This window comes from Thioclava sp. IC9 (assembly GCF_002213225.1).
Classification (GTDB): Bacteria; Pseudomonadota; Alphaproteobacteria; order Rhodobacterales; family Rhodobacteraceae; genus Thioclava; species Thioclava nitratireducens.
The window spans coordinates 335,581-357,654 of record NZ_NBNX01000002.1; the positions used below are offsets into that span (position 1 = coordinate 335,581).

The 22,074-nt window shown below is 63.8% G+C and carries 22 protein-coding genes, 1 tRNA gene and 1 pseudogene; 9 read left to right on the forward strand and 15 right to left on the reverse strand.

The annotated features are described in order from the left end of the window. Positions 1-8: 8 nt before the first annotated feature. The 7 genes and pseudogenes from B6V76_RS07095 to B6V76_RS07125 form a co-directional block, all read right to left on the reverse strand. Positions 9-1,289 (reverse strand): ABC transporter permease, encoded by a 1,281-nt coding sequence (locus B6V76_RS07095; protein ID WP_088719110.1) that lies wholly within the window; start codon positions 1,287-1,289, stop codon positions 9-11. 17 nt (positions 1,290-1,306) lie between these two features. Continuing rightward, entirely contained in the window at positions 1,307-1,798 is a 492-nt protein-coding gene (locus B6V76_RS07100) for a DUF2314 domain-containing protein (RefSeq protein WP_166504561.1), read from the reverse strand. Between the two features lie 66 nt (positions 1,799-1,864). Next, complete coding sequence (locus B6V76_RS07105) at positions 1,865-2,941, reverse strand: ABC transporter substrate-binding protein (protein ID WP_088727042.1); 1,077 nt, start codon at positions 2,939-2,941, stop codon at positions 1,865-1,867. A 114-nt stretch (positions 2,942-3,055) separates the two neighbouring features. Then, positions 3,056-4,156: an ABC transporter ATP-binding protein gene (locus B6V76_RS07110; RefSeq protein ID WP_088727043.1), complete on the reverse strand. Its 1,101-nt coding sequence runs from the start codon at positions 4,154-4,156 to the stop codon at positions 3,056-3,058. Positions 4,157-4,524: 368 nt separating this feature from the next. Next, positions 4,525-4,842: pseudogene (locus tag B6V76_RS20130) on the reverse strand (Hint domain-containing protein). 475 nt (positions 4,843-5,317) lie between these two features. Next, a tRNA-Leu gene (locus B6V76_RS07120) sits at positions 5,318-5,404 on the reverse strand. Between the two features lie 142 nt (positions 5,405-5,546). After that, the gene (locus tag B6V76_RS07125) at positions 5,547-7,211 is read right to left on the reverse strand and encodes a peptidoglycan-binding domain-containing protein (RefSeq protein ID WP_088727044.1); all 1,665 of its coding nucleotides are present in this window, start codon (positions 7,209-7,211) and stop codon (positions 5,547-5,549) included. A gap of 201 nt (positions 7,212-7,412) precedes the next feature. Here B6V76_RS07125 and lipB point away from each other — a divergent pair, with 201 nt between their 5' ends. From lipB to B6V76_RS07145, 4 genes are all read left to right on the forward strand, one after another. Next, entirely contained in the window at positions 7,413-8,087 is a 675-nt protein-coding gene (gene lipB / locus B6V76_RS07130) for a lipoyl(octanoyl) transferase LipB (protein WP_088727045.1), read from the forward strand. Positions 8,088-8,201: 114 nt separating this feature from the next. Next, positions 8,202-8,633: a c-type cytochrome gene (locus B6V76_RS07135; RefSeq protein WP_075776255.1), complete on the forward strand. Its 432-nt coding sequence runs from the start codon at positions 8,202-8,204 to the stop codon at positions 8,631-8,633. A 286-nt stretch (positions 8,634-8,919) separates the two neighbouring features. Next, on the forward strand, positions 8,920-10,590 hold the full coding sequence (gene ctaD, locus B6V76_RS07140) for a cytochrome c oxidase subunit I (RefSeq protein ID WP_075776256.1): 1,671 nt from the start codon (positions 8,920-8,922) through the stop codon (positions 10,588-10,590). Between the two features lie 92 nt (positions 10,591-10,682). Continuing rightward, positions 10,683-11,219 (forward strand): DUF2244 domain-containing protein, encoded by a 537-nt coding sequence (locus tag B6V76_RS07145; protein ID WP_088719115.1) that lies wholly within the window; start codon positions 10,683-10,685, stop codon positions 11,217-11,219. 21 nt (positions 11,220-11,240) lie between these two features. Here B6V76_RS07145 and B6V76_RS07150 read toward each other — a convergent pair whose 3' ends face one another. Both B6V76_RS07150 and B6V76_RS07155 read right to left on the reverse strand, forming a co-directional pair. Beyond that, a complete protein-coding gene (locus B6V76_RS07150; protein WP_075776258.1) occupies positions 11,241-11,426 on the reverse strand; it encodes a DUF3008 family protein in 186 nt (61 codons plus the stop codon). Between the two features lie 80 nt (positions 11,427-11,506). Next, positions 11,507-11,971 carry a GatB/YqeY domain-containing protein gene (locus tag B6V76_RS07155; RefSeq protein WP_075776259.1) on the reverse strand — a complete coding sequence of 155 codons (465 nt, stop codon included), beginning with the start codon at positions 11,969-11,971 and terminating at the stop codon, positions 11,507-11,509. Between the two features lie 170 nt (positions 11,972-12,141). Here B6V76_RS07155 and carA point away from each other — a divergent pair, with 170 nt between their 5' ends. Further along, the gene (gene carA / locus B6V76_RS07160; protein ID WP_088719116.1) at positions 12,142-13,305 is read left to right on the forward strand and encodes a glutamine-hydrolyzing carbamoyl-phosphate synthase small subunit; all 1,164 of its coding nucleotides are present in this window, start codon (positions 12,142-12,144) and stop codon (positions 13,303-13,305) included. A 70-nt stretch (positions 13,306-13,375) separates the two neighbouring features. Here carA and B6V76_RS20135 read toward each other — a convergent pair whose 3' ends face one another. Continuing rightward, entirely contained in the window at positions 13,376-13,720 is a 345-nt protein-coding gene (locus B6V76_RS20135) for a hypothetical protein (protein WP_240497817.1), read from the reverse strand. Here B6V76_RS20135 and B6V76_RS07165 point away from each other — a divergent pair. Continuing rightward, entirely contained in the window at positions 13,694-15,460 is a 1,767-nt protein-coding gene (locus B6V76_RS07165; RefSeq protein ID WP_240497818.1) for a glycosyltransferase, read from the forward strand. The two genes, B6V76_RS20135 and B6V76_RS07165, sit on opposite strands and share 27 nt — an antisense overlap. Here the strand turns inward: B6V76_RS07165 and B6V76_RS07170 are convergent, their stop codons facing one another. Beyond that, positions 15,461-16,114, reverse strand: coding sequence for a GntR family transcriptional regulator (locus tag B6V76_RS07170; protein ID WP_075776261.1), 654 nt, complete (start codon positions 16,112-16,114; stop codon positions 15,461-15,463). 96 nt (positions 16,115-16,210) lie between these two features. Between B6V76_RS07170 and B6V76_RS07175 the strand changes: the two genes are divergently transcribed. From B6V76_RS07175 to B6V76_RS07185, 3 genes are all read left to right on the forward strand, one after another. Continuing rightward, positions 16,211-16,912 carry a pyrimidine 5'-nucleotidase gene (locus tag B6V76_RS07175; RefSeq protein ID WP_088727047.1) on the forward strand — a complete coding sequence of 234 codons (702 nt, stop codon included), beginning with the start codon at positions 16,211-16,213 and terminating at the stop codon, positions 16,910-16,912. Positions 16,913-17,025: 113 nt separating this feature from the next. Further along, entirely contained in the window at positions 17,026-17,253 is a 228-nt protein-coding gene (locus B6V76_RS07180) for a hypothetical protein (protein WP_075776263.1), read from the forward strand. Positions 17,254-17,456: 203 nt separating this feature from the next. After that, positions 17,457-18,668: a UbiH/UbiF family hydroxylase gene (locus B6V76_RS07185; RefSeq protein ID WP_088727048.1), complete on the forward strand. Its 1,212-nt coding sequence runs from the start codon at positions 17,457-17,459 to the stop codon at positions 18,666-18,668. Here the strand turns inward: B6V76_RS07185 and B6V76_RS07190 are convergent. The 4 genes from B6V76_RS07190 to B6V76_RS07205 form a co-directional block, all read right to left on the reverse strand. Then, complete coding sequence (locus B6V76_RS07190) at positions 18,665-20,023, reverse strand: MATE family efflux transporter (protein WP_088727196.1); 1,359 nt, start codon at positions 20,021-20,023, stop codon at positions 18,665-18,667. The genes B6V76_RS07185 and B6V76_RS07190 overlap by 4 nt on opposite strands. 100 nt (positions 20,024-20,123) lie before the next feature. Beyond that, positions 20,124-20,720, reverse strand: a complete 597-nt coding sequence (locus tag B6V76_RS07195) for a cytochrome b/b6 domain-containing protein (RefSeq protein WP_088719120.1) — start codon at positions 20,718-20,720, stop codon at positions 20,124-20,126. A 6-nt stretch (positions 20,721-20,726) separates the two neighbouring features. Next, the gene (locus B6V76_RS07200) at positions 20,727-21,170 is read right to left on the reverse strand and encodes a cytochrome c (RefSeq protein WP_075776266.1); all 444 of its coding nucleotides are present in this window, start codon (positions 21,168-21,170) and stop codon (positions 20,727-20,729) included. Positions 21,171-21,433: 263 nt separating this feature from the next. After that, positions 21,434-22,036 carry a class I SAM-dependent methyltransferase gene (locus tag B6V76_RS07205; protein ID WP_088719121.1) on the reverse strand — a complete coding sequence of 201 codons (603 nt, stop codon included), beginning with the start codon at positions 22,034-22,036 and terminating at the stop codon, positions 21,434-21,436. Between the last annotated feature and the right edge of the window lie 38 nt (positions 22,037-22,074).

The following is a 22,074-nucleotide window of genomic DNA, read 5'->3' on the forward strand; positions in this document are numbered from 1 at the left end:
GTTTCTCCTCAGCCCAGCTTCATGTTGTCGATGCCCACCAGCCGGTCATAGAGCCAGTAGAGGATGATGACGCCGCCCAGCAGCATCGAGGCGAGTGCTGCCGCGAGCGACCAGTTGAGCGATTTCTGCATGTGGAAGGCGATCATGTTCGAGATCAGCTGACCGTCTGCACCACCGACAAGGGCGGGGGTGATGTAGTAGCCGACCGAGAGGATGAACACGAGAAGCGCCCCTGCCCCGATCCCCGGCAGCGTCTGCGGCAGGTAGATGCGGCGGAAAGCGGTCCACGAGGTGGCCCCAAGGCTGCGGGCCGCGCGGACATAGCTCGGCGGGATGGTCCGCATGACCGAGTAGAGCGGCAGCACCATGAAGGGCAGCAGGATGTGGGTCATCGCAACGATCGTGCCGGTCTGGTTATACATCATCTCCAGCCGGTTATCGTTGCCGATCAGGCCCGACCAGACGAGCAGATCGTTGATCACGCCCTGCTGCTGCAGGAGCACCATCCACGAGGTCGTCCGCACCAGCAGCGAGGTCCAGAAGGGCAGCAGCACGAAGATCATCAGAAGATTGGATTTCGCCAGCGGCAGCGAGGCCAGAAGATGCGCGATCGGGAAGGCGAGGATCATGCACAGCACGGTGATCACCAGAGACAGGATCGCGGTGCGGGTGAACAGCTTGCCGTAGATCGCGCGCTGCGGATCGACCGGCACGATATTGTTGTCCTTGTCGCGGCTGTGATCCATCGCGGCGAGGTAGAAATCCACCGTATAGGGGCTCGAGGCAGAGCGCATCGCCCGCCACAGGTTCGGATCGCTCCACCCCTCGTCCACGCCGAGGATGGCCTCTTTCCATGGCGGCTCGAGACGTTCGATCTTGCGCGCGGTCGAGGTGAAGAGCGAGCGCGTGCCCGCGACGTCATAGTTGATCCGCGTCCCCGCCTCGCCCTGCGTCCGGTTTTCCTTCATCTGCTTGAGGTCCGAGGCGAGCGCCGCATAGGCGCTCTCGTCGATGGGCGAGCCCAGCGGATGCGCGTCGAACCATTGCCCAAGCGCCGGCGCATTCTTCGAGAAGCCGTCGTTATAGACCGATTGCAGCAGCATCTGCCCGATCGGGACCACGAAGGTGATCAGGACAAAAAGGAACAGAGGCGCGACCAGCAGGAAGGCGCGGCGTTTCGCGCGGGCCTGCGATTTCGCGAGGGCGACCTTCAGCGGCAGCCCGTCGGCGGTCTTCAACTGTGTTGGTTCAGGGCCGTTTAGGCTCGCATCCATCGTTGCGTCGCTCATCGTGTCTCCTTGGCCCCTCAGGGCAGCGGGGCGAGCTGCGCGCGCAGTTTCGCGGCTTGCTCGGCGGGAATATCGGGCAGCATCACCCGCGTCGTATAGTTACCGTGGAGCTTGCCTTCGCGTCGGAAGCTCCAGTCGGAAATCTGGTTCGGCGCGAAGGTAATCTCGTCTCCTGCATGCGCCTTGAAATGCACGGGCTCGTTCATCAACGTGCCGGTGATTTTCTGCGCGGAGATCGAAATCGGCGCGATCCAGATATGTTCGAGGCCATTGGCGGGGGTATCGATCCCTGCCTTGAGCATGAAACGCGAGCCGGACCGGGAGCGCACCGCGGGAATGAAGACAGTTTCATAAGTCGCGCGGGCTTGGCCGATCGCCATGTTCATCTGCGTATCGCCGGTCTCGTAGCCGACCACCGCATCTTCATCCGCTCGTGCGGGCAAGGTGACGGACAGCGACAGACAAAGGCCGAGGCACAAGCTGGCCAGAGACGACCGGAAGATTGACATCCACGGGGCTCCTGACATCGAACAGGTCGGGCCGCGCGGCGGAATGCCGCGCGACCCTCGCAGGACTTAGCCAGCGAGCCAGGCGTTGAAGCGCTCGCTCAGTTCGGTGTCGTGGTCCGCCCAGAACTCCGAGTCATTGACCAGAGCGTTCGACATGTTCTCAGGCGCGGTGGGCATATGCGGGCCCATCTTGGTCTTGCCGTCCTGATACATGCCGACCAACGGAGCCGAGGACTTGCGCGCCGGACCGTAGGAGATCCACTTCGCCTGATTGGCGAGCTGCTGGGTCTCGGTCGCGAACTTCAAATATTTCTTCGCGGCTTCCATATGCGGCGCCCCTTTCGGGATCACGAAGAAGTCGAAGTCCAGAAGCTGGCCATCCCAGACGATCTTGAAGGGCTGGCCCTCGGCGACCTCGGCGTTGAAGATACGGCCGTTATAGGCGGTCGACATCACCACTTCGCCATCGGCCAGCAGCTGCGGCGGCTGCGCGCCGGCATCCCACCACACGACATCGCTCTTGATCTTGTCGAGCTCGGCGAAGGCCTTGTCGACGCCCTCGGGGGTGCCGAGCACCTTGTAGACGTCCGCGGCCGGAACGCCTGCGCCCATCAGCGCCACTTCGAGCGTGCCTTTCGCCGACTTGCGCAGCCCGCGCTTACCCGGGTATTTCGCGGTGTCGAAGAAATCGGCGATCGAGGTCGGCGTGCCGTCGACCTTGTCCGCATTGTAGGACATCACGGTCGACCAGACGATGTTGGCGACGCCGCAATCGGTGAAGGAGCCATCGATGAAGTCCTCGCTCGCTGGGGTGCCGTCGGGGGCGGCGGCGAGGTCGGTGTCGGCGTCGATCGGCTCGAGCAGACCTTCGTCGCACAGGCGGATCGCGTCGGACTTCTCGACGTCGGCCACGTCGACCGAGACGTTGTTCGCCTCGACCTGCGCCTTGATCGGGGTGCCGGGGTTGTCGGCGGCTTCCATGTTCACGTCGATGCCGGTCGCCTCGGTGAAGGGCTTGTTATAGGCCTCGACCTGGCTCTTTTCGTAGGCCCCGCCCCAGGACAGGACAGTGACTTGCTCGGCCTGCGCCGCCCCGGCCACGAGGCCGACGAGCGCCGTGCTCAGGATCATAGCTTTTTTCATCTTGGTTTTACTCCCAGTTGGTTGAGCTTTTGTGGTTTTGCGGCGTTTTCGCCGCTTGGCCGCGTGTTGCGGCAGATCGGAGCGTGCGGAGCTTGGTCCGCACACTCCGCATTCTCAGAGATCGAGCGCGCGCGCGTCCTGCGGGTGCCAGCCGATCTTGACCGTCTGGCCTTCCGTCAGTCGCACCTGATCGAGCGTGTTGCGCGATTTCATGACGAATTCCCGCGATCCCGCGACCTTCATCCGGGTGCGCAGTATGTCCCCCATGTAGATCACTTCGAGTACGTCCGCGGTGATCGTATGGGCGCCCGAAGGCATCATCTCGGGCTTGAATTCGACCCGCTCGGGGCGGATCGAGACCAGCGTCTCCTGCCCCGCCTCGCGGATGTTGACCGCCGTCGCGTCGATGATCTCGCCATTCTCGAGTCGCACCGTGCAGGTGTCGCCGTTCAGCGTCTCGACCTTGCCCGGAAGCTTGTTGTTCTCGCCGATGAACTGCGCGACGAAGCTGTTCTGCGGGCGCTCGTAGAGTTCATCCGGCGGTGCGAGCTGCTGGATGCGCCCGTCGTTGAACACAGCGACGCGGTCCGACATGGTCAGCGCCTCGCCCTGATCGTGGGTGACGTAAACCACGGTAATCCCGAGGCTTTCGTGCAGGTGCTTGATCTCGAACTGCATATGTTCGCGAAGCTGCTTGTCGAGCGCACCGAGCGGTTCGTCCATCAGGACCAGCTCGGGGTCAAACACCAGCGCGCGCGCCAGTGCGATCCGCTGCTGCTGACCGCCTGAAAGCTGCGCCGGACGGCGATGGATGAAGCTCCCCATCTGCACCATGTCCAGCGCACGCTTGATCTTGGTTTCGCGCTCATCCTTGCCCATGCCCCGCACTTCGAGCGGGAAGGCGAGATTCTCGCCTACGGTCATGTGAGGAAAGAGTGCGTAGTTCTGGAACACCATGCCGATGCCACGCTTGTGCGGAGGCACCATGTTGATGTTCTGGCCGTCGAGGCGTATCTCGCCATTCGTGGCGGTCTCGAAACCTGCAAGCATCATAAGGCAGGTCGTTTTTCCGGATCCAGACGGGCCGAGCATCGTTAGAAACTCACCCTTGCCGATCGAGAGATTGAGATTTTTCACGACGAGCGTTTCGCCGTCATAGCTCTTCTGCACGCGGTCGAATACGACGAATCCATCGCCGCTAGCTGCGTTGTTCAAAGCGGGCTCCCCGTTGTTTTTTGTCGTTGGTCATTTCCCGTGCATGTGACTAAAGCAAGGGCACTTCCGTTTTTCAACCCGGAAATCAAAAACCCGCGTCACAGGGCTATCACAGCACGGATTCGCCCGAAAAATTGCCGTTTTGCGTCACCTGTCGCGCAAGGAGCGACCAAGACTTGCATTTGGAGCGGTAAAATTGCCGCTGCGTCACCATGACCGGACACGCGGACCATAGACCGTATTAAGCGCCGCGCCGAGGAAATGGACCTCGGCCAGATCGGGTCGCGCGCGCAACAGAGGGCCAGGTCGAAGGAGGGCAGCGCAGGTAGCGCCAGCGGCCCGGTCCAAAAGCCTTCGACCCACGCGCCTTAGGCCTTGACCAAGGTATGACGTGGCAGCAGCAGCCAGACGAAATGTTGCGCGTATAGGACGAGCGCCCGGCGATTACTGAACGCGCCGGGCTGCAGTCGGACCGGACGCAGCCGCGGATTGGCAGCGAGCGCTTCTGCCCCGAACCGGCGGTGCGCGCACCATAGAACCGGCTACGGGCCGTCATCCAGCGTGGTGACAAGGTCGCCCGGTTGCAGGCTCTCGACCCGGCGCGGACCGCGCGGCGTCGAGAGCCGGATGCCTTTCGTGACGCACGGAGATTCCCATCGCGTAAAGCTGCGGCGACCCCGCCGGATCGAGTGGCGGAAACTGTGCTATCCGCGTAGCCACCCGACTCGCGCAAAGACGCCCGCGGGGAGATCGCTCACGAACGCGCCATTCGCGTCAATCTATGCCGAGACGATCCGAGGCCCCCGCGCTGCGCCCCCCCCCTGCTCGACGCTCGTGACGATTCCGCCGAGCCGCTCGAAGCTGACCGTACAATTGGCGCTGATCGTGCCCTCGGGGATATGACGATTCCGGTGATGTGGCAGGTCATGCGATCCTCGCTCAGCGTAAGCCGCTGTCGAGGAACGGGATCAGCAAGAGCGCCAACCGAGCCCTGAACCGAGCGCACGCCGCCCTCCAAAGCGAACCAAGCCTCTGGAAGATAATGAAAACCGCCAAAAATCTGCCGTGCGAAGATGCACATGCATCTTCGACGTGTCACGGTGAACTTGATCTGGGGGATAACCCGCGTCGGGTCAGTCAGATCTCTCCTAGGGAGAGGGATGGTGCGGTCGAGAAGACTCGAACTTCCACGGGAGTTACCCCACAGCGACCTCAACGCTGCGCGTCTACCAATTCCGCCACGACCGCACTGTCCAGGCTTGGTGTGGCGCGTATTAGCCAAAGGCTTGGGGGATGAAAAGGGGGTATTTCGGGATTGGCGAGAATTTTTCTCATTCACGCTCTTGCCGTCGCGACAGGCCGGGCGGTCCCGGCCTGCGCAAGCGATAGGTTATTGCGGCGCCGCGGTTTCCACGAGCTCTGCCGCTTTCGCGGCAAAGCTTGGCAGGGCCATCGCGGGCTTCGGCGCCGACGACGCATCGGCGCGGCCGTTCATCATCAGGGCCGCCTTGCGGATGAGACCGCTACGCTCGGGCTGTGCGGGCGCGAAGACCGGCTGCGCCGAAAGCGCATTCTCGTACCAATCCATCGCGAGATCGGGGCGCTCGGCGGTGCCGATTCCCTGCATAAGGTGATGGCCGACAAGCTCGTCATAGGCTCCCTCGCCCAGACCACCCAGAACCAGCGCCGATCCCAGCGCCACCTCCATGTCGTCGGTGCGGTAGCCGACCGACAGGCAGACCTTCGCGGTGCCCGACAGCTGCGCCGGGCTCATGCCCGAACCGGCGATGAAGCTCTTGACCTTTGCGAGCGTCGCCTCGCGCGGGGTGCTGCCGACGGCGGCCACCTGCTCGGACAGAAGCGCCCCGAAATCGCGGCATTGCGCAGCGATCTGCTCGGGGGTGAAGCCGCCGATCTTGGCCTCCAGCGCCGCACCTTCATCGAGCGCGTACCCGCGCGCGAGGCAGAACTGCTCGCCCAGAGCCTGCCCCGGATCGGTCAGCGAGGCCTCCGTGACGAAGCCGCCATTCGACGAGGTGACGAGACTGGTCTTCGAACAGAAAGACGCAAGCGACACCGGCACCGGTTCGGCAACCGGCGCGGGCGCAACGAAGGACGGCATCGCAGGCGCCGGCTGCGACGCCATCTGCGTCGAGAAAGACGGCGCAGCAGGGGCAGGAGCTGGCGCAGGCGCTGCGGCTGTCACCGGCGCGTTGTTCTGAACGTTCGCTCCAATCTTCTGACAGGCCCCCGCCTGACAGGTAAACATGGCAGGCGTCGCGTTATAGGCTTGGAAATCGTTGCGCGAGAAGCCGCTCGGCGTCGAGGCGAAGACCCGCACCGCGCAGCTCTTGTCGTTGCACCAGAAGCCCGGCCCCAGCACCGAGGTGTCGAGCAGGTAATCGGTTCGACCGTCATTGTTCAGATCGGCCAGCTGCACGAAGCCCGACCGCGCCATCAACTGCTGCGGTTCGACATTGGAGCTGCGCGCGATCTCGAACACGGCCTCGGAAATCTGCGGCGGCAAACCACCGATCGAGTTGCCGGCATAGGTCGCATCTCCGGTGCCCAGCATCTGGTCGCGCGTCTGCATCAGCAGTCCGCGCATCCCCTGCGGATGGGTCGAGATCGTCTGCGCAACCGCCGAACCGCCAAGGCTCGCCTTCTGATAGGCGGTGGTGAGGATGCTGCGCTGAATATCGGTCAGTTCTCCCGTGATCGGGAAATCCATGAAGGCCTGATATTGCGAGATGCCCGCGCGCGAGTTGCGCCCCAGCACCCCGTCCGGAGTGCCGACATTCCATCCGAAGTGGTTGAGCGAGACCTGCACTTCGCGGTTGGCCTCGCGCTGCGCCGACGACATGGTCGGCTTCTTGTAATAGGTGCGCTTGGTGACCGTACGCGGCTGGCGGTTGGCCTCGTTCACGATCGCGCCGCCGATGATCCCTCCGATCACCCCGCCGACGATATCCGAACCGCCCGCCAATGCTGGCGTGGCCGGTCCGCCCGTAGCGACGGCGAGCGCAAGACCCGCCAGAACGAACTTGTGTTTCATTCCTGAACCCTCCAATCAAATGACTTCCGGTCTTGCCTGTTGCCCCGCAAATTCCATGTTTCTGCACGACAGGACCGGTCGGAATGTGACCGGCGCGGGGGGTGCGCGACCTTACCAATAGGTAAAGTTTGCGCTCCGAATCGGTGATGTGGCAAGAATTATTGACGTCGGGTGAGGAATTCCGGCGGGTGAGGTTAAGAAATGGTGGAATGGCGCGTAAGTGACAGCCCGGTCCCGTACGACGAGGCACTTACCTTCATGGAAGACCGCGTCGCCAAGATCGCCGCAGGCGAAGCCGAGGAGATGATCTGGCTGCTCGAGCATCCGCCGCTCTACACGGCCGGCACCTCCGCCAAGCGTGAAGACCTTGTCGATCCCGACCGTTTCCCCGTCTTCGAGGCCGGGCGCGGCGGTCAGTACACCTATCACGGGCCCGGCCAGCGCGTCGCCTATGTCATGCTCGACCTGAACAAGCGCGGGCGCGACGTGCGCTGCTTCGTGCGCCAGCTCGAAGACTGGGTGATCGCCGCGCTCGACGAATTCAACGTGAAAGGCGAAATTCGCGACGGCCGCGTCGGCGTCTGGGTGCAACGTCCCGACAAACCGAAGGCGGCAGACGGCAGCCTGCGCGAAGACAAGATCGCCGCGATTGGAGTGAAGCTGCGCAAATGGGTCAGCTTCCACGGCATCTCGATCAACGTGGAGCCCGATCTTTCGCATTTCGACGGAATCGTCCCTTGCGGGATTCGCGAGCACGGGGTCACCAGCCTCGTCGACCTCGGCCTGCCGGTGGGAATGGCCGATCTTGACGTCGCGCTGCGTGCGACATTCAGTCGCATTTTCGTGAGTAAACTAAATGCGACCTCGGAAGTTTAGTGGACACATAGGCAATCATGCATGTTAGAACGCCCTTCAAGGCAGCGTGACTGCCCTGTGAAAGCCGGGTCGGGAGGGCTCGAGCTTTAACTCAAAACCAACAAGGAAGACGCGATGAAACTCAGCCTTATTGCCATGATCACCGCCGTCGCCGTTGCGGGCCCCGCGCTCGCGCAGGACGTCGAGAAAGGCAAAGACGAATTCAAACGGTGCAAGGCCTGTCACTCGATCGTCGCCCCCGATGGCACGGCGATCTTCAAAGGCGGCAAGGTCGGCCCGAACCTCTACAATGTCATCGGCCGCAAGGTCGCATCCGTCGATGGCTATAAATACAAGGACGGGATCAAGGAATACGCCGAAACCGGCGCCGTCTGGACCGAAGAGCTGCTCGCCGAATACATCACCGATCCCACGAAGTTCCTCGAGGAACAAACCGGCGATCCCAAGGCGAAATCCGGCATGGCCTACAAGCAGCGCAAGAACCAGGAAGACATTGCGGCCTATCTCGGCTCGGAAGAAGTGTCGCCCGACGCGCCCGAGTCCTGATCGCGAAACGAACATATCACGCGTTCGTTGGCGGACCCTTTCGAGGGTCCGCTTTTTTGTGAGCCGCGTCGCGGATTCGCAACTGTCGCGCGGGGCGGTCTCAGCCCGCGCTCCGCGTGCCAAGGGCGCGAGATCACGGATCACTCACACCTGACAGAGCTGCGACATTTTTTCACGGCAGCGTGTGCTGAATTCTTGCCCTGCCCTCCAAATCTTCATAACCTCCCGACATTCAGACCCAAAGGGACGGGAGACCCGGGTCTGTCGGGAGAAATGGGAGATCACTATGGCGGACGCAGCCGTTCACGGCGAGGGCGCACATGAGTCGCGCGGGTTCTTTACCCGCTGGTTCATGTCGACCAATCACAAGGATATCGGGATCTTGTATCTCTTCACCGCAGGCGCGGTGGGGCTGATCTCGGTCCTGTTCACAGTTTACATGCGCCTCGAGCTGATGGAGCCGGGCGTGCAATACATGTGCGCCGAAGGCGCGCGCTTCATCGCTTCGGCTGAGGAATGCACCCCCGACGGGCACCTCTGGAACGTGATGATTACCTATCACGGCGTCCTGATGATGTTCTTCGTCGTCATCCCGGCGCTGTTCGGGGGCTTCGGCAACTACTTCATGCCGCTCCAGATCGGCGCGCCGGACATGGCCTTTCCGCGGATGAACAACCTCAGCTACTGGCTCTATGTCGCGGGCACCTCGCTCGGGATCGCCTCGCTGCTGGCGCCGGGTGGCGGTGGCGGCTCGGGCTCGGGCGTGGGCTGGGTGCTCTACCCGCCGCTATCGGTCCACGAGGGCGGTTATTCCATGGACCTCGCGATCTTCGCCGTGCACGTCTCGGGCGCCAGTTCGATCCTTGGCGCGATCAACATGATCACGACCTTCCTCAACATGCGCACGCCGGGCATGACGCTGCACAAGGTGCCGCTCTTCGCCTGGTCGATCTTCGTGACCTCCTGGCTGATCCTGCTCTCGCTGCCGGTTCTGGCAGGCGCGATCACCATGCTGCTGATGGACCGCAACTTCGGCACCACCTTCTTCGATCCGTCGGGTGGCGGCGATCCGATCCTGTACCAGCACATCCTGTGGTTCTTCGGACACCCTGAGGTCTACATCATCATCCTGCCGGGCTTCGGCATCATCAGCCACGTCATCGCGACCTTCTCGCGTAAGCCGGTCTTCGGCTACCTGCCGATGGTCTATGCGATGGTGGCGATCGGTGTTCTGGGCTTCGTCGTCTGGGCGCACCACATGTACACGGTCGGCCTGTCGCTGACCCAGCAGAGCTACTTCATGGTGGCGACGATGGTGATCGCGGTGCCAACCGGCGTGAAGGTGTTCAGCTGGATCGCGACGATGTGGGGCGGCTCGATCGAGTTCAAGACACCGATGCTCTGGGCGATCGGTTTCCTGTTCCTGTTCACTATCGGCGGCGTGACCGGCGTGGTGCTCAGCCAAGCCCCGCTCGACCGCGTCTACCACGACACCTATTACGTCGTGGCGCACTTCCACTACGTGATGTCGCTGGGGGCGGTGTTCGCGATCTTCGCCGGCGTCTACTTCTGGATCGGCAAGATGTCGGGGCGCCAATACCCGGAATGGGCCGGCAAGCTGCACTTCTGGATGATGTTCATCGGGTCCAACCTGATCTTCTTCCCGCAGCACTTCCTCGGCCGTCAGGGCATGCCGCGCCGCTACATCGACTACCCGGAGGCCTTCGCCACCTGGAACTTCGTCAGCTCGATCGGTGCGTTTATCTCGTTCGCCAGCTTCGTGTTCTTCCTCGGCATCGTGTTCTACACCCTGTTCAAGGGTAAGCGCGTCACCGAGAACAACTACTGGAACGAGTATGCCGATACGCTGGAGTGGACCCTGCCCTCCCCGCCGCCGGAGCACACTTTCGAAGAGCTCCCGAAGCGCGAGGATTGGGATCACGCACACGCGCACTAGTGATCTACATCTCCTGATAACGAGAACGGCCCCGGAGCGATCCGGGGCCGTTTGCAAAAGGGCGAAAGGTTGCAGGAAGGACCGGGCGGATCATGCCCTATCGCTGGACGGATACCGAAGGCCAAACCATGGAGGCGCCCCGCTCCGAGGCTGCGCCCCTGCCCGATCAATTGCATCTGTGGCCCTACCGCTCCCTGCCGCGTAAAGGTTTCGTCTTCTTCATCGCGGCGACCGTCGTCATGGTCAGCCTGCCGCTACTTTCACTGCTGGGTCACGTGGAGCTTTGGGGGCTCTTGCCCTTCATCGCGCTCGCCATCGCGGGGGTGTGGTGGGCGATCTCGCACAGCTATCGCACGGGCGAAGTGCTCGAGATCCTGACATTCAACGGGCCCGAGCTGCACCTTATCCGCCACGAACCGGGCAAGCCGTCGCGCGACTGGGCGGCGAATCCACATTGGGTACAGGTCGATCTTCACGGAAAAGGCGGGCCGGTCGCAGCCTACCTGACCCTGCGAGGCGGCCCGCGCGAGGTCGAGATCGGTGCTTTCCTCACGCCCGAGGAACGGCAACGACTGCACCGCGAACTGGTGATCCGGCTCGCAGCCGCGCGTGCGCCGCTGCCCTCCTGATCCCCGCAGCAAGCGGACAGATCAGTCGTCCTTGCTGTCCGGAAGATCCTTGCGCTTGGTGCTCGCGATATCGTCGAGCTCGCTCTCGGACATGCTGTCATACATTTCCTTCGAGGCGCCCTGAAGATCGCCCACCTTCATCTCGCCGCGCTTGGCGGCAAGCGCCGCGCCCGCAGCTTTCTGCTGTGCCTTCGATTGTGCCGGCATCGCCGCCTCCTTTCAAAAATGCGCAAAAGAAAACGCCCCACGAGGGGGCGTTGTTCCCGGCCAGCGAAGGCAGCCGCCGATCACGAGGCGAGGCGATCCTTCACCATCGGGCCCGCCTTCGAGAAATCCATCTGTCCGGTGTATTGGCCTTTCAGCTCACCCATCACGCGGCCCATGTCGCGAATCGAATCCGCACCGAGTTTCGCGATGGCCGCTTCGATGGCAGCATTCACCTCGTCTTCGGTCAACTGGCGCGGCAGGAATTCCTCGATCACGCGGATCTCGGCCTGTTCCTTCTCGGCCAGTTCCAGTCGCCCGCCCTCTTCATAGGCACGCGCGCTTTCCTGACGCTGCTTCACCATCTTTCCCATGATCGCAAGCACTTCGGCGTCGCCGACAGTGCCCTCGCCCTCGCCTTCGGCACGCATCGCGATCTCGCGGTCCTTGATGGCGGCATTGACCAGCCGCAGCGTCGAGAGCCGCTCCTGATCCTTTTCCTTCATCGCCGTTTTCAACGCGGCGGCGATCTTGTCGCGCATTTGCATCACATCGTGTCCCTACTTCCGTGAAGGCGCCAGAATAGCGGTATTGCGAAACGCGCACAACTCTTGCAAGTTGTTGATAAATAAGCAATTCGCAATTATCTCGTGCCCTCTTGACCCCCGCGCCCAGCGCGTCTAGGTTCCGGCGAATTTTGACATCGGGGAGTCGCGCCATGCCTGCAAGCCAGTCCGCATCGGAAAAGCCCACTGCATTGATCGCACTCGCTGATGGCTCGCTGTTCTACGGGAAGGGCTTCGGCCGCCCGGGCGAGACAGTGGCCGAACTGGTCTTCAACACGTCGATGACCGGCTATCAGGAAATCATGACCGACCCCTCCTATGCGGGCCAGGTCGTGACCTTCACCTTCCCCCATATCGGCAATACCGGCGTGAACCCGGAAGATGACGAAACCAACGATCCCGTTGCCGCCGGAATGGTGGTGAAATGGGACCCGACCGAGCCGTCGAACTGGCGCGCCGCCGAGACTCTGGTCGAGTGGCTGGAGAAGCGCGGTCGCATCGGCATCGGCGGCATCGACACTCGCCGCCTCACCCGCGAAATCCGCCAGCAAGGCGCGCCGCATGTCGCGATCGCCTACAACCCCGACGGGGTCTTCGACATCGAGGCGCTGGTACGCAAGGCCCGCGAATGGTCCGGGCTCGAAGGGCTCGATCTCGCGAAAGACGTGACCTGTGCGCAAAGCTACCGCTGGGACGAGATGCGGTGGGCCTGGCCCGAGGGTTACAAGAAAGCCGAAGGCAACGACCTGAAAGTGGTCGCGATCGACTACGGCGCGAAGCGCAACATCCTGCGCTGCCTGGCCTCGGCTGGCTGCGACGTGACCGTGCTGCCTGCCACCGCGACGGCCGAGGACGTGCTCGCGCTTGAACCCGATGGGGTCTTCCTGTCAAACGGTCCGGGCGATCCGGCAGCGACCGGAGAATATGCCGTACCGATGATCAAGGGCGTTCTGGAAACCGAGCTGCCGGTCTTCGGTATCTGCCTCGGCCACCAGATGCTGGCGCTCGCCCTTGGCGCGAAGACCGTCAAGATGAACCACGGACACCACGGGGCGAACCACCCGGTGAAGGACCTGACCACCGGCAAGGTCGAGATCACCTCGATGAACCACGGTTTCGCGGTCGACAGCCAGACCCTGCCCAAGGGTGTGACCGAGACCCATGTCTCGCTGTTCGACGGCTCGAACTGCGGTATTGCGATGGCCGATCGCCCGGTCTTCTCGGTGCAGTATCACCCCGAGGCGAGCCCTGGCCCGCAGGACAGCTACTACCTGTTCGAGCGCTTCGCGACTGCGATGCGCGCGCGCAAGTCGTAACGCGCTTCCGGCGACTATAGGCTCGGAACTGAGGTTAACTGCCTATTAATCAAACGCTCGCATCCTGCCTTCAAGGACAGATGCGAGGTTTGGCATGGGCGCGCGGCAAAAGCTTTTCAAAACACCAGCGACTGACGCCAAACCGGCGCCGCTGCTGCTGACCAATCCAATCGCGAATTCCATTTCTCCGCTCAGACGGCGCAGCCTTGATGCCAAGCCAAAACGACACGCCGGCCGCGCCGCGCGCCCACCTCTGGGAGAAATCCTGCTGGATCGGGACGCGGTCGATCCGGCCGATCTGCTCACGGCCTCGGCGCTTCGGCAGCGCGAAGATGTAAGGCTTGGTGATATCCTTCTCGCGAATGGCTGGGTACACGAGACCGATCTGATGGCCGCTTTGGCTGAACAACGACATGCCTCGGTCGTCGACCTGCAAGAGGAGCCGCCCGATCCTCGCCTCATCGATGCCATCGGACCTGAGCTTTGCCTGAAGCACGCGATGGTTCCCTGGCGGCGCGTCGGCGGCGTCACCCTCATCGCGACCGCACGGCCCGAGGATTTCGAGGCTCTACAGGCTTCGCTACCCACGTGCCATGCGCCCTACAGGCTCGTACTGGCCGCGGAACGCTGCGTGCATGACAGCCTGCTCACATGCCGCGAGACCGCGCTGATCCGACACGCCGAGATCAAGGTCGACCCGGTCGAGAGCTGCCGCAACCATAACGAACGGCGCGCCAGCCGGATCGCGGCGGGGCTCGTCGCGGTGACCGGGCTCGGAATGTTGCTTGCGCCCAACCTGCTTCTCGGGCTTTTCTTCGGGTGGGTGATGCTGACGCTCGTGGGTTCGATGGCGCTCAAGCTCGCAGCCTTTGCGAGCGAGATCACCGAACAACGCAAGCCCAGCCCCGACGCACTCACCCGGGGCGCGCCGAAAGGGCGGCTGCCGATCATCTCGGTGATGGTCCCGCTGTTTCGCGAGGCCGACATCGCGGCGCGGCTCGTCTCGCGGCTCGGCAAGCTGCGCTATCCGCGCGAATTGATCGATGTGATCCTCGTCATCGAACACAGCGACACGATGACCCGTGCGGCTCTTGCGAACGCCGATCTGCCACGCTGGATGCGGGTGGTCACGGTACCGGACGGGCCGATCAAGACGAAGCCGCGCGCATTGAACTACGCGCTGAACTTCTGTCGCGGCTCGGTGATCGGCGTCTGGGACGCCGAGGACGCGCCCGAGCCGGATCAACTGCAGATCGTCGCCCAGCGCTTCCTCGCGGCCCCGCCCGAGACGGCCTGCCTGCAAGGGGTTCTCGACTATTACAACCCGCGCACCAATTGGCTCGCGCGCTGTTTCACTGTGGAATATGCGACGTGGTTCCGGATGTTCCTGCCCGGGCTCGCGCGGCTCGGCTTCGTCGTGCCCTTGGGCGGAACGACCCTCTTCTTCCGCCGCGACGCGCTGGAGGAGCTGGGCGGCTGGGACGCGCATAACGTGACCGAGGATGCCGATCTTGGCGTACGTCTCGCGCGGCACGGCTACCGCACCGAATTGATCGCTGCCGCCACCTTCGAGGAGGCGAATTGCCGCGCCCTGCCTTGGGTCAAACAGCGCTCGCGCTGGCTCAAGGGCTACGCGATGACATGGGCGGTGCATATGCGCGATCCGGTGCAGCTCTGGCGCGATCTGGGCACGAAACGCTTTCTCGGCGTGCAGATCCTGATCCTCGGCTCGCTCACGCAATATGTTCTGGCGCCGGTCTTGTGGAGCTTTTGGCTCGCGCTGTTCGGGCTGTGGCATCCGATCGCGAGCGCCCTGCCCGGCCCGGTCTTCGCGTTAGTTATGGGGACTTTCATTCTGTCCGAGTTGATCGCGATCACGACCTCTGCCTGGGCCTGCCGGGGGGCGGAGCATCGCAACCTGATAAAATGGATCCCGACGCTCCACCTCTATTATCCGCTGGGCGCGCTGGCGGGCTGGAAGGCGCTCTACGAACTGATCGCGCGCCCCTTCTACTGGGACAAGACGAGCCACGGCATTTTCGACGACAGTGACGCGACAGCGTCGGAGGCCCGACCCGGCGACGAGATCGCCCCCGCAGAGGCATCGGCGCGCCCGCCCCCGCAACGCGAGGCCCATGCACCGCTTATCGGATAATCAGAGAGCCTCGGCCCAGTGGCCCGCCGTCCCGTGATGCGCCGCGTCGAGCGTGAGGCGCGTCTCGAAGGCGCGCGAGATGTGGGCCCGCAGCGCCGAGGCCGCCGCGTCGCCATTGCCCTCGCGGATCGCATCGACAATCGCCTGATGCTCGTCGAGCGCCGCCTCGCCCCGGCCCTTCACCGCAAGAGAGGTGGTCGCGAGAAGCGCCATCGAGCGGTGCACAAGATCGAGCTGCTGGACGAGGTAACGATTATGCGAGGCGAGGTGAATTTGGTGGTGGAACCGGCGGTTGGCCCGGCTCAACGCTTCCGGATCGTCGAGTTGGCCGCGATCTTCGTCGATCATGTTCTGCAGCACCCGGACCTCTTCGGGAGCCGCATGTTTCGCAGCCAGCTGCGCCGCCAGCGCCTCCAATTCGGCGCGCACGACATACAACTCCGCCAACTGGTTGTGATCGAGCGAGGCGACGATGAGCGAACGCCCGTCGCGGGCCAGCATCTGTTGGGTTTCGAGCCGCTGCAACGCCTCGCGCACCGGGGTGCGTGACACTCCGAACCGCTCCGCCAATTCGGATTCGACCAAGCGGTCCCCGGGGCGGTAGACGCCTTCGTCGATGGCGTCGAGTATGAGAGTGTAGGCGTCTTTTTGCATGCATCCTGCTTTCGAGATCTGCCAGAGATTAGGCGCGGCGCGCACCCGGTGACAAGCAGATTGCACCCGCGCGCCCCGCAACTTAGCTTGCAGCCCATGACAGACAGCACCGCGCCTGCCCCCGCCTCCGCCTCCCCCGCCGACCGCGACCTCGCTGCCGAGTTCGCGCATGTCGACGCCTGGGTGTTCGATCTCGACAACACGCTCTACCCGCCGGAGGCGCGACTCTTCGACCAGATCGAGGTGAAGATGACCGATTTCGTGATGCGCTCGCTGGGCGTTGATCGGGCGCGGGCCGATCACCTGCGCAACCACTACTGGCAGCTTTACGGCACCACGCTGGCCGGGCTGATGCACGAGCACGACGTCGACCCGGCGCCCTATCTGCACGAAGTCCACGAGATCTCACTCGATCATTTGGTCAAGGATGATGCGCTGCGCGAAGGCATCGACGCGCTCCCGGGCCGCAAGATCGTCTACACGAACGGCTCGGCCCCCTATGCCACACGGGTCATCGAGGCGCGTGGGCTGACCGGGCTTTTCGACGGGGTCTATGGTGTCGAGCATGCGGAGTTTCATCCAAAGCCGCGCGGCGAAGCCTTCGACCGGATATTCGCGCAGGCCGGGATCGAGCCCACGCGCGGCGCTATGTTCGAGGACGACGCCCGCAACCTGCGCCATCCCCACGCGCTCGGCATGAAGACCGTGCATGTCGCCCCCGCCCCTGCGCCAGAGGATCACATCCACTACCACACCGCCGATCTCGCCGGGTTCCTCCGCGAGATCACGCGCGATTGAAGGCAAAGTGACGACTCTGCGACAATATGGCACGGCTTCGCGTCTTTATCGGTCCGCGATGCATCTTTAAGTGACGGGGGCCTGTCAGGGAGACAGCAAACGGGAGAATCGATATGACCATGACGACTGCCGACTCCGGCGTTTCGGCCTATGCGGCCAATCATTCCGAAACCGAGCACAAGCAGATTACGCCTGCTTTCATGTTCACCCTCGCGCTTGTCGTCGTGGCTCTGGCCGCTGGCATGGTTGTGACCATGGGCCTCGGTGGCCTCATCCTCTGGGCTGTTGGCGCGACTTGGATCATGCTCGCCCTCCTCGTCGTGATGACCGCAGGCGGCTGACCTCGTATTCGAAGAATTCTCGCCCATGGCGAACACGGCCCGGATCCGCGCGATCCGGGCTGTTTCTTTTTGTGCTCCCCCTTCGGGATTTGCACGGGGCCGTCTCGCGTTCCGCTGTGTCGCCACGTCGCATCCCAGCGGCGGATCATTGCACCTGCCCGCGCAGGAGGGCAAAATGGCACGGACATTGACGGAGGCGCCCCATGGCCGAGACCCGCACACCCATCGACACCGATATCCTGATCTCCGGCGGCGGGGTCGCCGGCCTGACCGCAGCCGCGGCCTTCGGGCAGGCGGGCTTCACCACGATCTGCGTCGATCCCACGCCGCCGGTCACCGAAGAAGCAGCCGAGGGCGCGGATATGCGCTCGACCGCGTTCCTGCGTCCTTCGCGGGAGGTGCTGAAAGCGGCGGGAATCTGGGATCGGCTCCTGCCCTATGCCGCGCCGCTGCAGATCATGCGGATCGTCGATGCGGGCGGCGAAAGCCCGACCGCACGGCTGACCCGCGATTTCGACGCAGCCGACTTGTCCGACGAACCCTTCGGCTGGAACTTCCCGAACTGGCTGCTGCGCCGCGAGCTGGTGGCCGCCCTTGCCGATAACCCGCTCGTCGATTTCCGCCCCGGCATCGCGACGACTGGCCTCGTGACCCGCGAAAGCGGCGCCGAGGTGACGCTGTCCGACGGCACCCATGTGCGCGCCCGTCTCGTGATCGGGGCCGATGGCCGCAATTCCTTCGTGCGCGAAGCGGCTGGCCTCGGCGTAAAGACGATCCGCTACGGCCAGAAGGCACTGGCCTTCGCTGTCACCCACCCGATCCCGCATGACAACGTCTCCACCGAGATCCACCGCTCGGGTGGGCCGTTCACGCTGGTGCCGCTGCCCGACCGCGATGGCAAGCCGTCTTCCGCGATCGTCTGGATGGAGCGCGCCGCCGAGGCCGAGCGCCTCGCCGCGCTGCCCACGGAAGCGTTCGAAGCGGCGATCATGGAACGCTCGACCGGGCTTCTCGGGCCGCTGAAGCTGGCGACCCGCCGCGCCGTCTGGCCGATGATGACGCAGATCGCGGATCGGTTCTCGGGCCAGCGCGTGGCCCTGATCGCCGAGGCCGCCCATGTCATTCCGCCGATCGGCGCGCAGGGGCTGAACATGAGCCTCGCCGATCTGGCCTGCCTTCTGAAGCTGGCCGAGGAAGACCCGGTGCATATAGGCGAGGCGAAGATGCTCGACGCCTATCACCGTCGCCGCTGGCCGGAGGTGAAGGCGCGCGAGGTGGGGATCGATCTGCTCAACCGTGCCTCGATGGTCGAGGCCCAGCCACTGCGCGATCTGCGCGCGGGCGTCTTGGGCGCGCTCTATTCGCTCGGACCGGTGCGCAAGACGTTGATGAAGGCGGGGCTTGGCGTGCGTTAAGCCGCTGCCGGGCGCGGATGCAGCCATGCACCGCGCCAGAACCGGCGCATCATCATCGCCCCCGCCGATGCGAGGCCGAGGACGAGGCCGAACCACAGCCCCACCCCGCCAAGATCCAGCGTGAAGGCGAGAAAGTAGCTGGCCGGGATGCCGATCAGCCAATAGCTCGCCACCGCCATCCACATCGGCACGCGCGTATCCTGCACGCCACGCAGCAGTCCCAGAGCCATCACCTGCATCAGGTCGAACAGCTGGAAGATCGCCGCGACCATCAGAAAGCGAACGCCGTAGAGGACGATCTCGGGCGTGGCCGGGTTGTCCGCATCGAGAAACAGGCGCGTGAGCCAAGGCCCCGCGAAGACGAAGACCGCGACCGTCAGCAAACCGAAGCCCAGCGACATCCCCGTCACCGCCAACGCCCCGTCACGCAGCAGGCGCGGATCACGGCGCCCATGCGCCCGACCTGCCCGCACGGTGGCTGCATTCGAGAGACCGACATGCACCATGAAGGTGATCGAGGAGACCTGCAGCGCGATCCCGTGCGCGGCCAGTTCGACCGTGCCGATCCAGCCCATCATCAGCGCCGAGGCCTGGAACATCGAGCCTTCCGCGACGGAGGTCAGCCCCACCGGCAGCCCCATCTTCGCAACGATCCAGAACGCCTCCCAATCGGGTCGCCAGAAGCGCTGGAACAGCCGGACATGAGTCAGTCCGGGCGCACGCGCGGCATAGATCGCCTGCGCGACGAGGTTCAGCACCATCGCGCTGAGCGAAGCGATCGCCGCACCGCGCACGCCCAGTTCAGGCGCGCCCCAATTGCCGAAGATCAGGATCCAGTTGACGCCCGCGTTCAGCAGAACGGCCCCCAGCGTGATCCAGAGCAGCACCGCCGTGCGCTCCTGCGCCGACAGGTAGGACCGGATCACCATCATCGCGAGCCCCGGCGCGAGCGCGAAGCCGAGGATGCGCAGGTAATCCTGTGCGAGCGCCGCGATCTCGGGCTTCTGACCCAGCAGCTCCAGCACCGCGCCGGAATTCCAGAACAGCGGGAGCATCGCGACGCCGAACAGGATCGATAGCCAGATCCCCATTCGGGTGTCGCGCCGCGCCTGCACCTCGTCATCCGCGCCCAGACTCGCCGAGACGCGCCCCATCACCGCCAGCGCGATCCCGTTGCCCAGCATGAAGATAGAGAAGAAATAGGAGGTGCCCAGCACCAGCGCCGCCAGCGCCTCGACGCCATACCAGCCCACCATCACCGTATCGGTCACGTTGAGCAGCATCTGCGCGAGATTGGAGCCGATCAGCGGCAGGCCCAGAGTGAAGATCGCCCGCACATGGCGGGCGAGAGGCATCGCTTGGCTCTGCGACTGGGGCGGCGGCGCGCTCTGATGGGGATCGTTGCTCGTCATGAGCGAGCGCTAGCCCCGCCCGCTGCGGCGGTCAAGAGAGCGGTTACTCCCCCACCTCTTTCTTGCCGGTAATCATCGGCTTGACGAGATTCACGCCCTTCCACGCCCGGTAATAGACGATGGCCGCGATATGGATGCCGACCACGATCAGCAGCAAGGTCGAGACAAGCTCGTGAATCTTGGGCGCCCAGCTCGTGCTGATGCTCTCGGGCACGGAGCCCGCAAGCGGACCGACGTTGATATAGTCCTGCGGATCGGATGTCAGCCCGGTCACGACCTGCACGATCAGAAGCCCCAGCATCACGACGACAGACCAGCCGCCAAGCGGATTATGCCCGACATGGTCGGAGCTTTCCTTGGATGGCAGGTGGCGAAGATAATCCGCCACCTCCTTGGGCCCATAGAGGAAGTGCGAGAACCGCGCCGTGCGCGGCCCCACGAACCCCCAGATCAGACGCACCGCCAACAGTCCCGCGATGACGTAGCCCGCATAGAAATGCCATGTCATCTGGTTCGGCCCCCACTCCCCCAGGCCCCAGGCAACGGCAAAAGCCAGTACCAGAAGCCAGTGGAACAGGCGCACGACGGGATCCCAGACCGTGACGGTCTTCTTCGCGGGGGCGGCGGCAGTGTCTTTCATCAGGTGTTACTTCGCGCGGAACTCGTCATGGCAGCTCTTGCAGGCGCCGCCGAGTTTCCCGACGGCCGGCTGAAGCGTGTCGAGGCTGCCCGCTGCGGCAGGCATCTCCGCCGCGGCCTGATGCAAACCGTCGAGCTTCTGCCCGAAGAGATCCATGTTCGACCAGATTTCCGACTTCGCGTGGGTCTCCATCATATCGTCGACCGAGGTGCCCTCGACGAAGAGCGGACGGATATCGACCTTGGCGAGCGCCGCGATGTTGTCAGCGGCGGTCTGTGCCTTGGCCGCGTCGAACTCGGTCTTGCCCTGCGCCATTGGCGCGAGCACGGCCATCTGGGCGCCGAGCAGATCGAAATAGCCCTGGCGCGCGTCCACCGCATCCTTGGGCGATTGCGCGAAAGAGGCGGTAGCGGCGAGGGTCAAGGTCAGGGCGAGGAGAGGCTTGCGCATGAGGAACTCCAGTCTGCGATGGCGAAAACGTATCGAATTGATGTTACACGCAATCGCGTCATTCCGAAGACACTCCTTTGTGCGCAAACACACATCTCCCCTCGCGGAGCGATAGGCACGCGCGGGCGCTTCGGCGAGTTCCGGCCGACCGCCGAGGGAGGATGCAAAAACGCCTGAATACCGTGCAGAAAGCGCGACGGAACATCGAGCGTTATGCGTAGAAGCCGCGCGAAGTCCCGAATTTCCTGCCGAAAGCTTCAGAATCACCGCGCGGGTTTGCGGGCGACGAAATCGATCAGCGCCGCGCGCCCGGAATGGCCCGCGCCCTCGTCTAGATCGGCATCGTAATCGGCCTGATGCAGCACCTCCCAGCGCGGGAAGGCGTCACGCAGGAGATCGAGATCGTAAAGCTGTTCCACGATCCCCGGGCCGCCCGTGCCGTAGCGCGGCTGGCGGCGCGCGAAGCCGTGGATCAAAGCGAGACCGCCGGGTTTGAGTGCGGTCGCAATGCCGTCGAAAATCTCTGCCCGAAAGGCGGGGTCGGCGAACTGGATGAAGCAGGCGAGCACGGCGTCGTATTCCCCCCGCGGCCAGTCGTAGCCGCGCAGATCGGCGTCGATCGTCTGCATAGACACGCCCCGCTCCTGCGCCAGTTCGGCAGCCTTTCGGCGCGCGTTTTCCGAGGGCTCTAGTGCGGTCACCTGCAGCCCGAGGCTCGCGAGATAGGTGCCGTTGCGACCTTCGCCATCGGCGATACTCAGAAGCCGCGCCCCAGGCGCGAGACGCCACGCCTGACGCGCCACGAAATCCGCCGGGGTCGTGCCATAGAGATACTCGTCTCCGGCGAATCTTTCGTTCCAGCCCATGCGCTCCTCCGGTTCCTCTCTTTGACATGGATTGCGAC

Excerpts from the sequence above, each read along its gene's own strand:
- B6V76_RS07095 (WP_088719110.1), bottom strand. The coding sequence starts at position 1,289 with ATGAGCGACGCAACGATGGATGCGAGCCTAAACGGCCCTGAACCAACA.
- B6V76_RS07100 (WP_166504561.1), bottom strand. The coding sequence starts at position 1,798 with ATGTCAATCTTCCGGTCGTCTCTGGCCAGCTTGTGCCTCGGCCTTTGT.
- B6V76_RS07105 (WP_088727042.1), bottom strand. The coding sequence starts at position 2,941 with ATGAAAAAAGCTATGATCCTGAGCACGGCGCTCGTCGGCCTCGTGGCC.
- B6V76_RS07125 (WP_088727044.1), bottom strand. The coding sequence starts at position 7,211 with ATGAAACACAAGTTCGTTCTGGCGGGTCTTGCGCTCGCCGTCGCTACG.
- lipB (WP_088727045.1), top strand. The coding sequence starts at position 7,413 with ATGGTGGAATGGCGCGTAAGTGACAGCCCGGTCCCGTACGACGAGGCA.
- B6V76_RS07135 (WP_075776255.1), top strand. The coding sequence starts at position 8,202 with ATGAAACTCAGCCTTATTGCCATGATCACCGCCGTCGCCGTTGCGGGC.
- ctaD (WP_075776256.1), top strand. The coding sequence starts at position 8,920 with ATGGCGGACGCAGCCGTTCACGGCGAGGGCGCACATGAGTCGCGCGGG.
- B6V76_RS07145 (WP_088719115.1), top strand. The coding sequence starts at position 10,683 with ATGCCCTATCGCTGGACGGATACCGAAGGCCAAACCATGGAGGCGCCC.
- B6V76_RS07150 (WP_075776258.1), bottom strand. The coding sequence starts at position 11,426 with ATGCCGGCACAATCGAAGGCACAGCAGAAAGCTGCGGGCGCGGCGCTT.
- B6V76_RS07155 (WP_075776259.1), bottom strand. The coding sequence starts at position 11,971 with ATGCAAATGCGCGACAAGATCGCCGCCGCGTTGAAAACGGCGATGAAG.
- carA (WP_088719116.1), top strand. The coding sequence starts at position 12,142 with ATGCCTGCAAGCCAGTCCGCATCGGAAAAGCCCACTGCATTGATCGCA.
- B6V76_RS07165 (WP_240497818.1), top strand. The coding sequence starts at position 13,694 with ATGGCCGCTTTGGCTGAACAACGACATGCCTCGGTCGTCGACCTGCAA.
- B6V76_RS20135 (WP_240497817.1), bottom strand. The coding sequence starts at position 13,720 with ATGTCGTTGTTCAGCCAAAGCGGCCATCAGATCGGTCTCGTGTACCCA.
- B6V76_RS07170 (WP_075776261.1), bottom strand. The coding sequence starts at position 16,114 with ATGCAAAAAGACGCCTACACTCTCATACTCGACGCCATCGACGAAGGC.
- B6V76_RS07175 (WP_088727047.1), top strand. The coding sequence starts at position 16,211 with ATGACAGACAGCACCGCGCCTGCCCCCGCCTCCGCCTCCCCCGCCGAC.
- B6V76_RS07180 (WP_075776263.1), top strand. The coding sequence starts at position 17,026 with ATGACCATGACGACTGCCGACTCCGGCGTTTCGGCCTATGCGGCCAAT.
- B6V76_RS07185 (WP_088727048.1), top strand. The coding sequence starts at position 17,457 with ATGGCCGAGACCCGCACACCCATCGACACCGATATCCTGATCTCCGGC.
- B6V76_RS07190 (WP_088727196.1), bottom strand. The coding sequence starts at position 20,023 with ATGCCTCTCGCCCGCCATGTGCGGGCGATCTTCACTCTGGGCCTGCCG.
- B6V76_RS07195 (WP_088719120.1), bottom strand. The coding sequence starts at position 20,720 with ATGAAAGACACTGCCGCCGCCCCCGCGAAGAAGACCGTCACGGTCTGG.
- B6V76_RS07200 (WP_075776266.1), bottom strand. The coding sequence starts at position 21,170 with ATGCGCAAGCCTCTCCTCGCCCTGACCTTGACCCTCGCCGCTACCGCC.
- B6V76_RS07205 (WP_088719121.1), bottom strand. The coding sequence starts at position 22,036 with ATGGGCTGGAACGAAAGATTCGCCGGAGACGAGTATCTCTATGGCACG.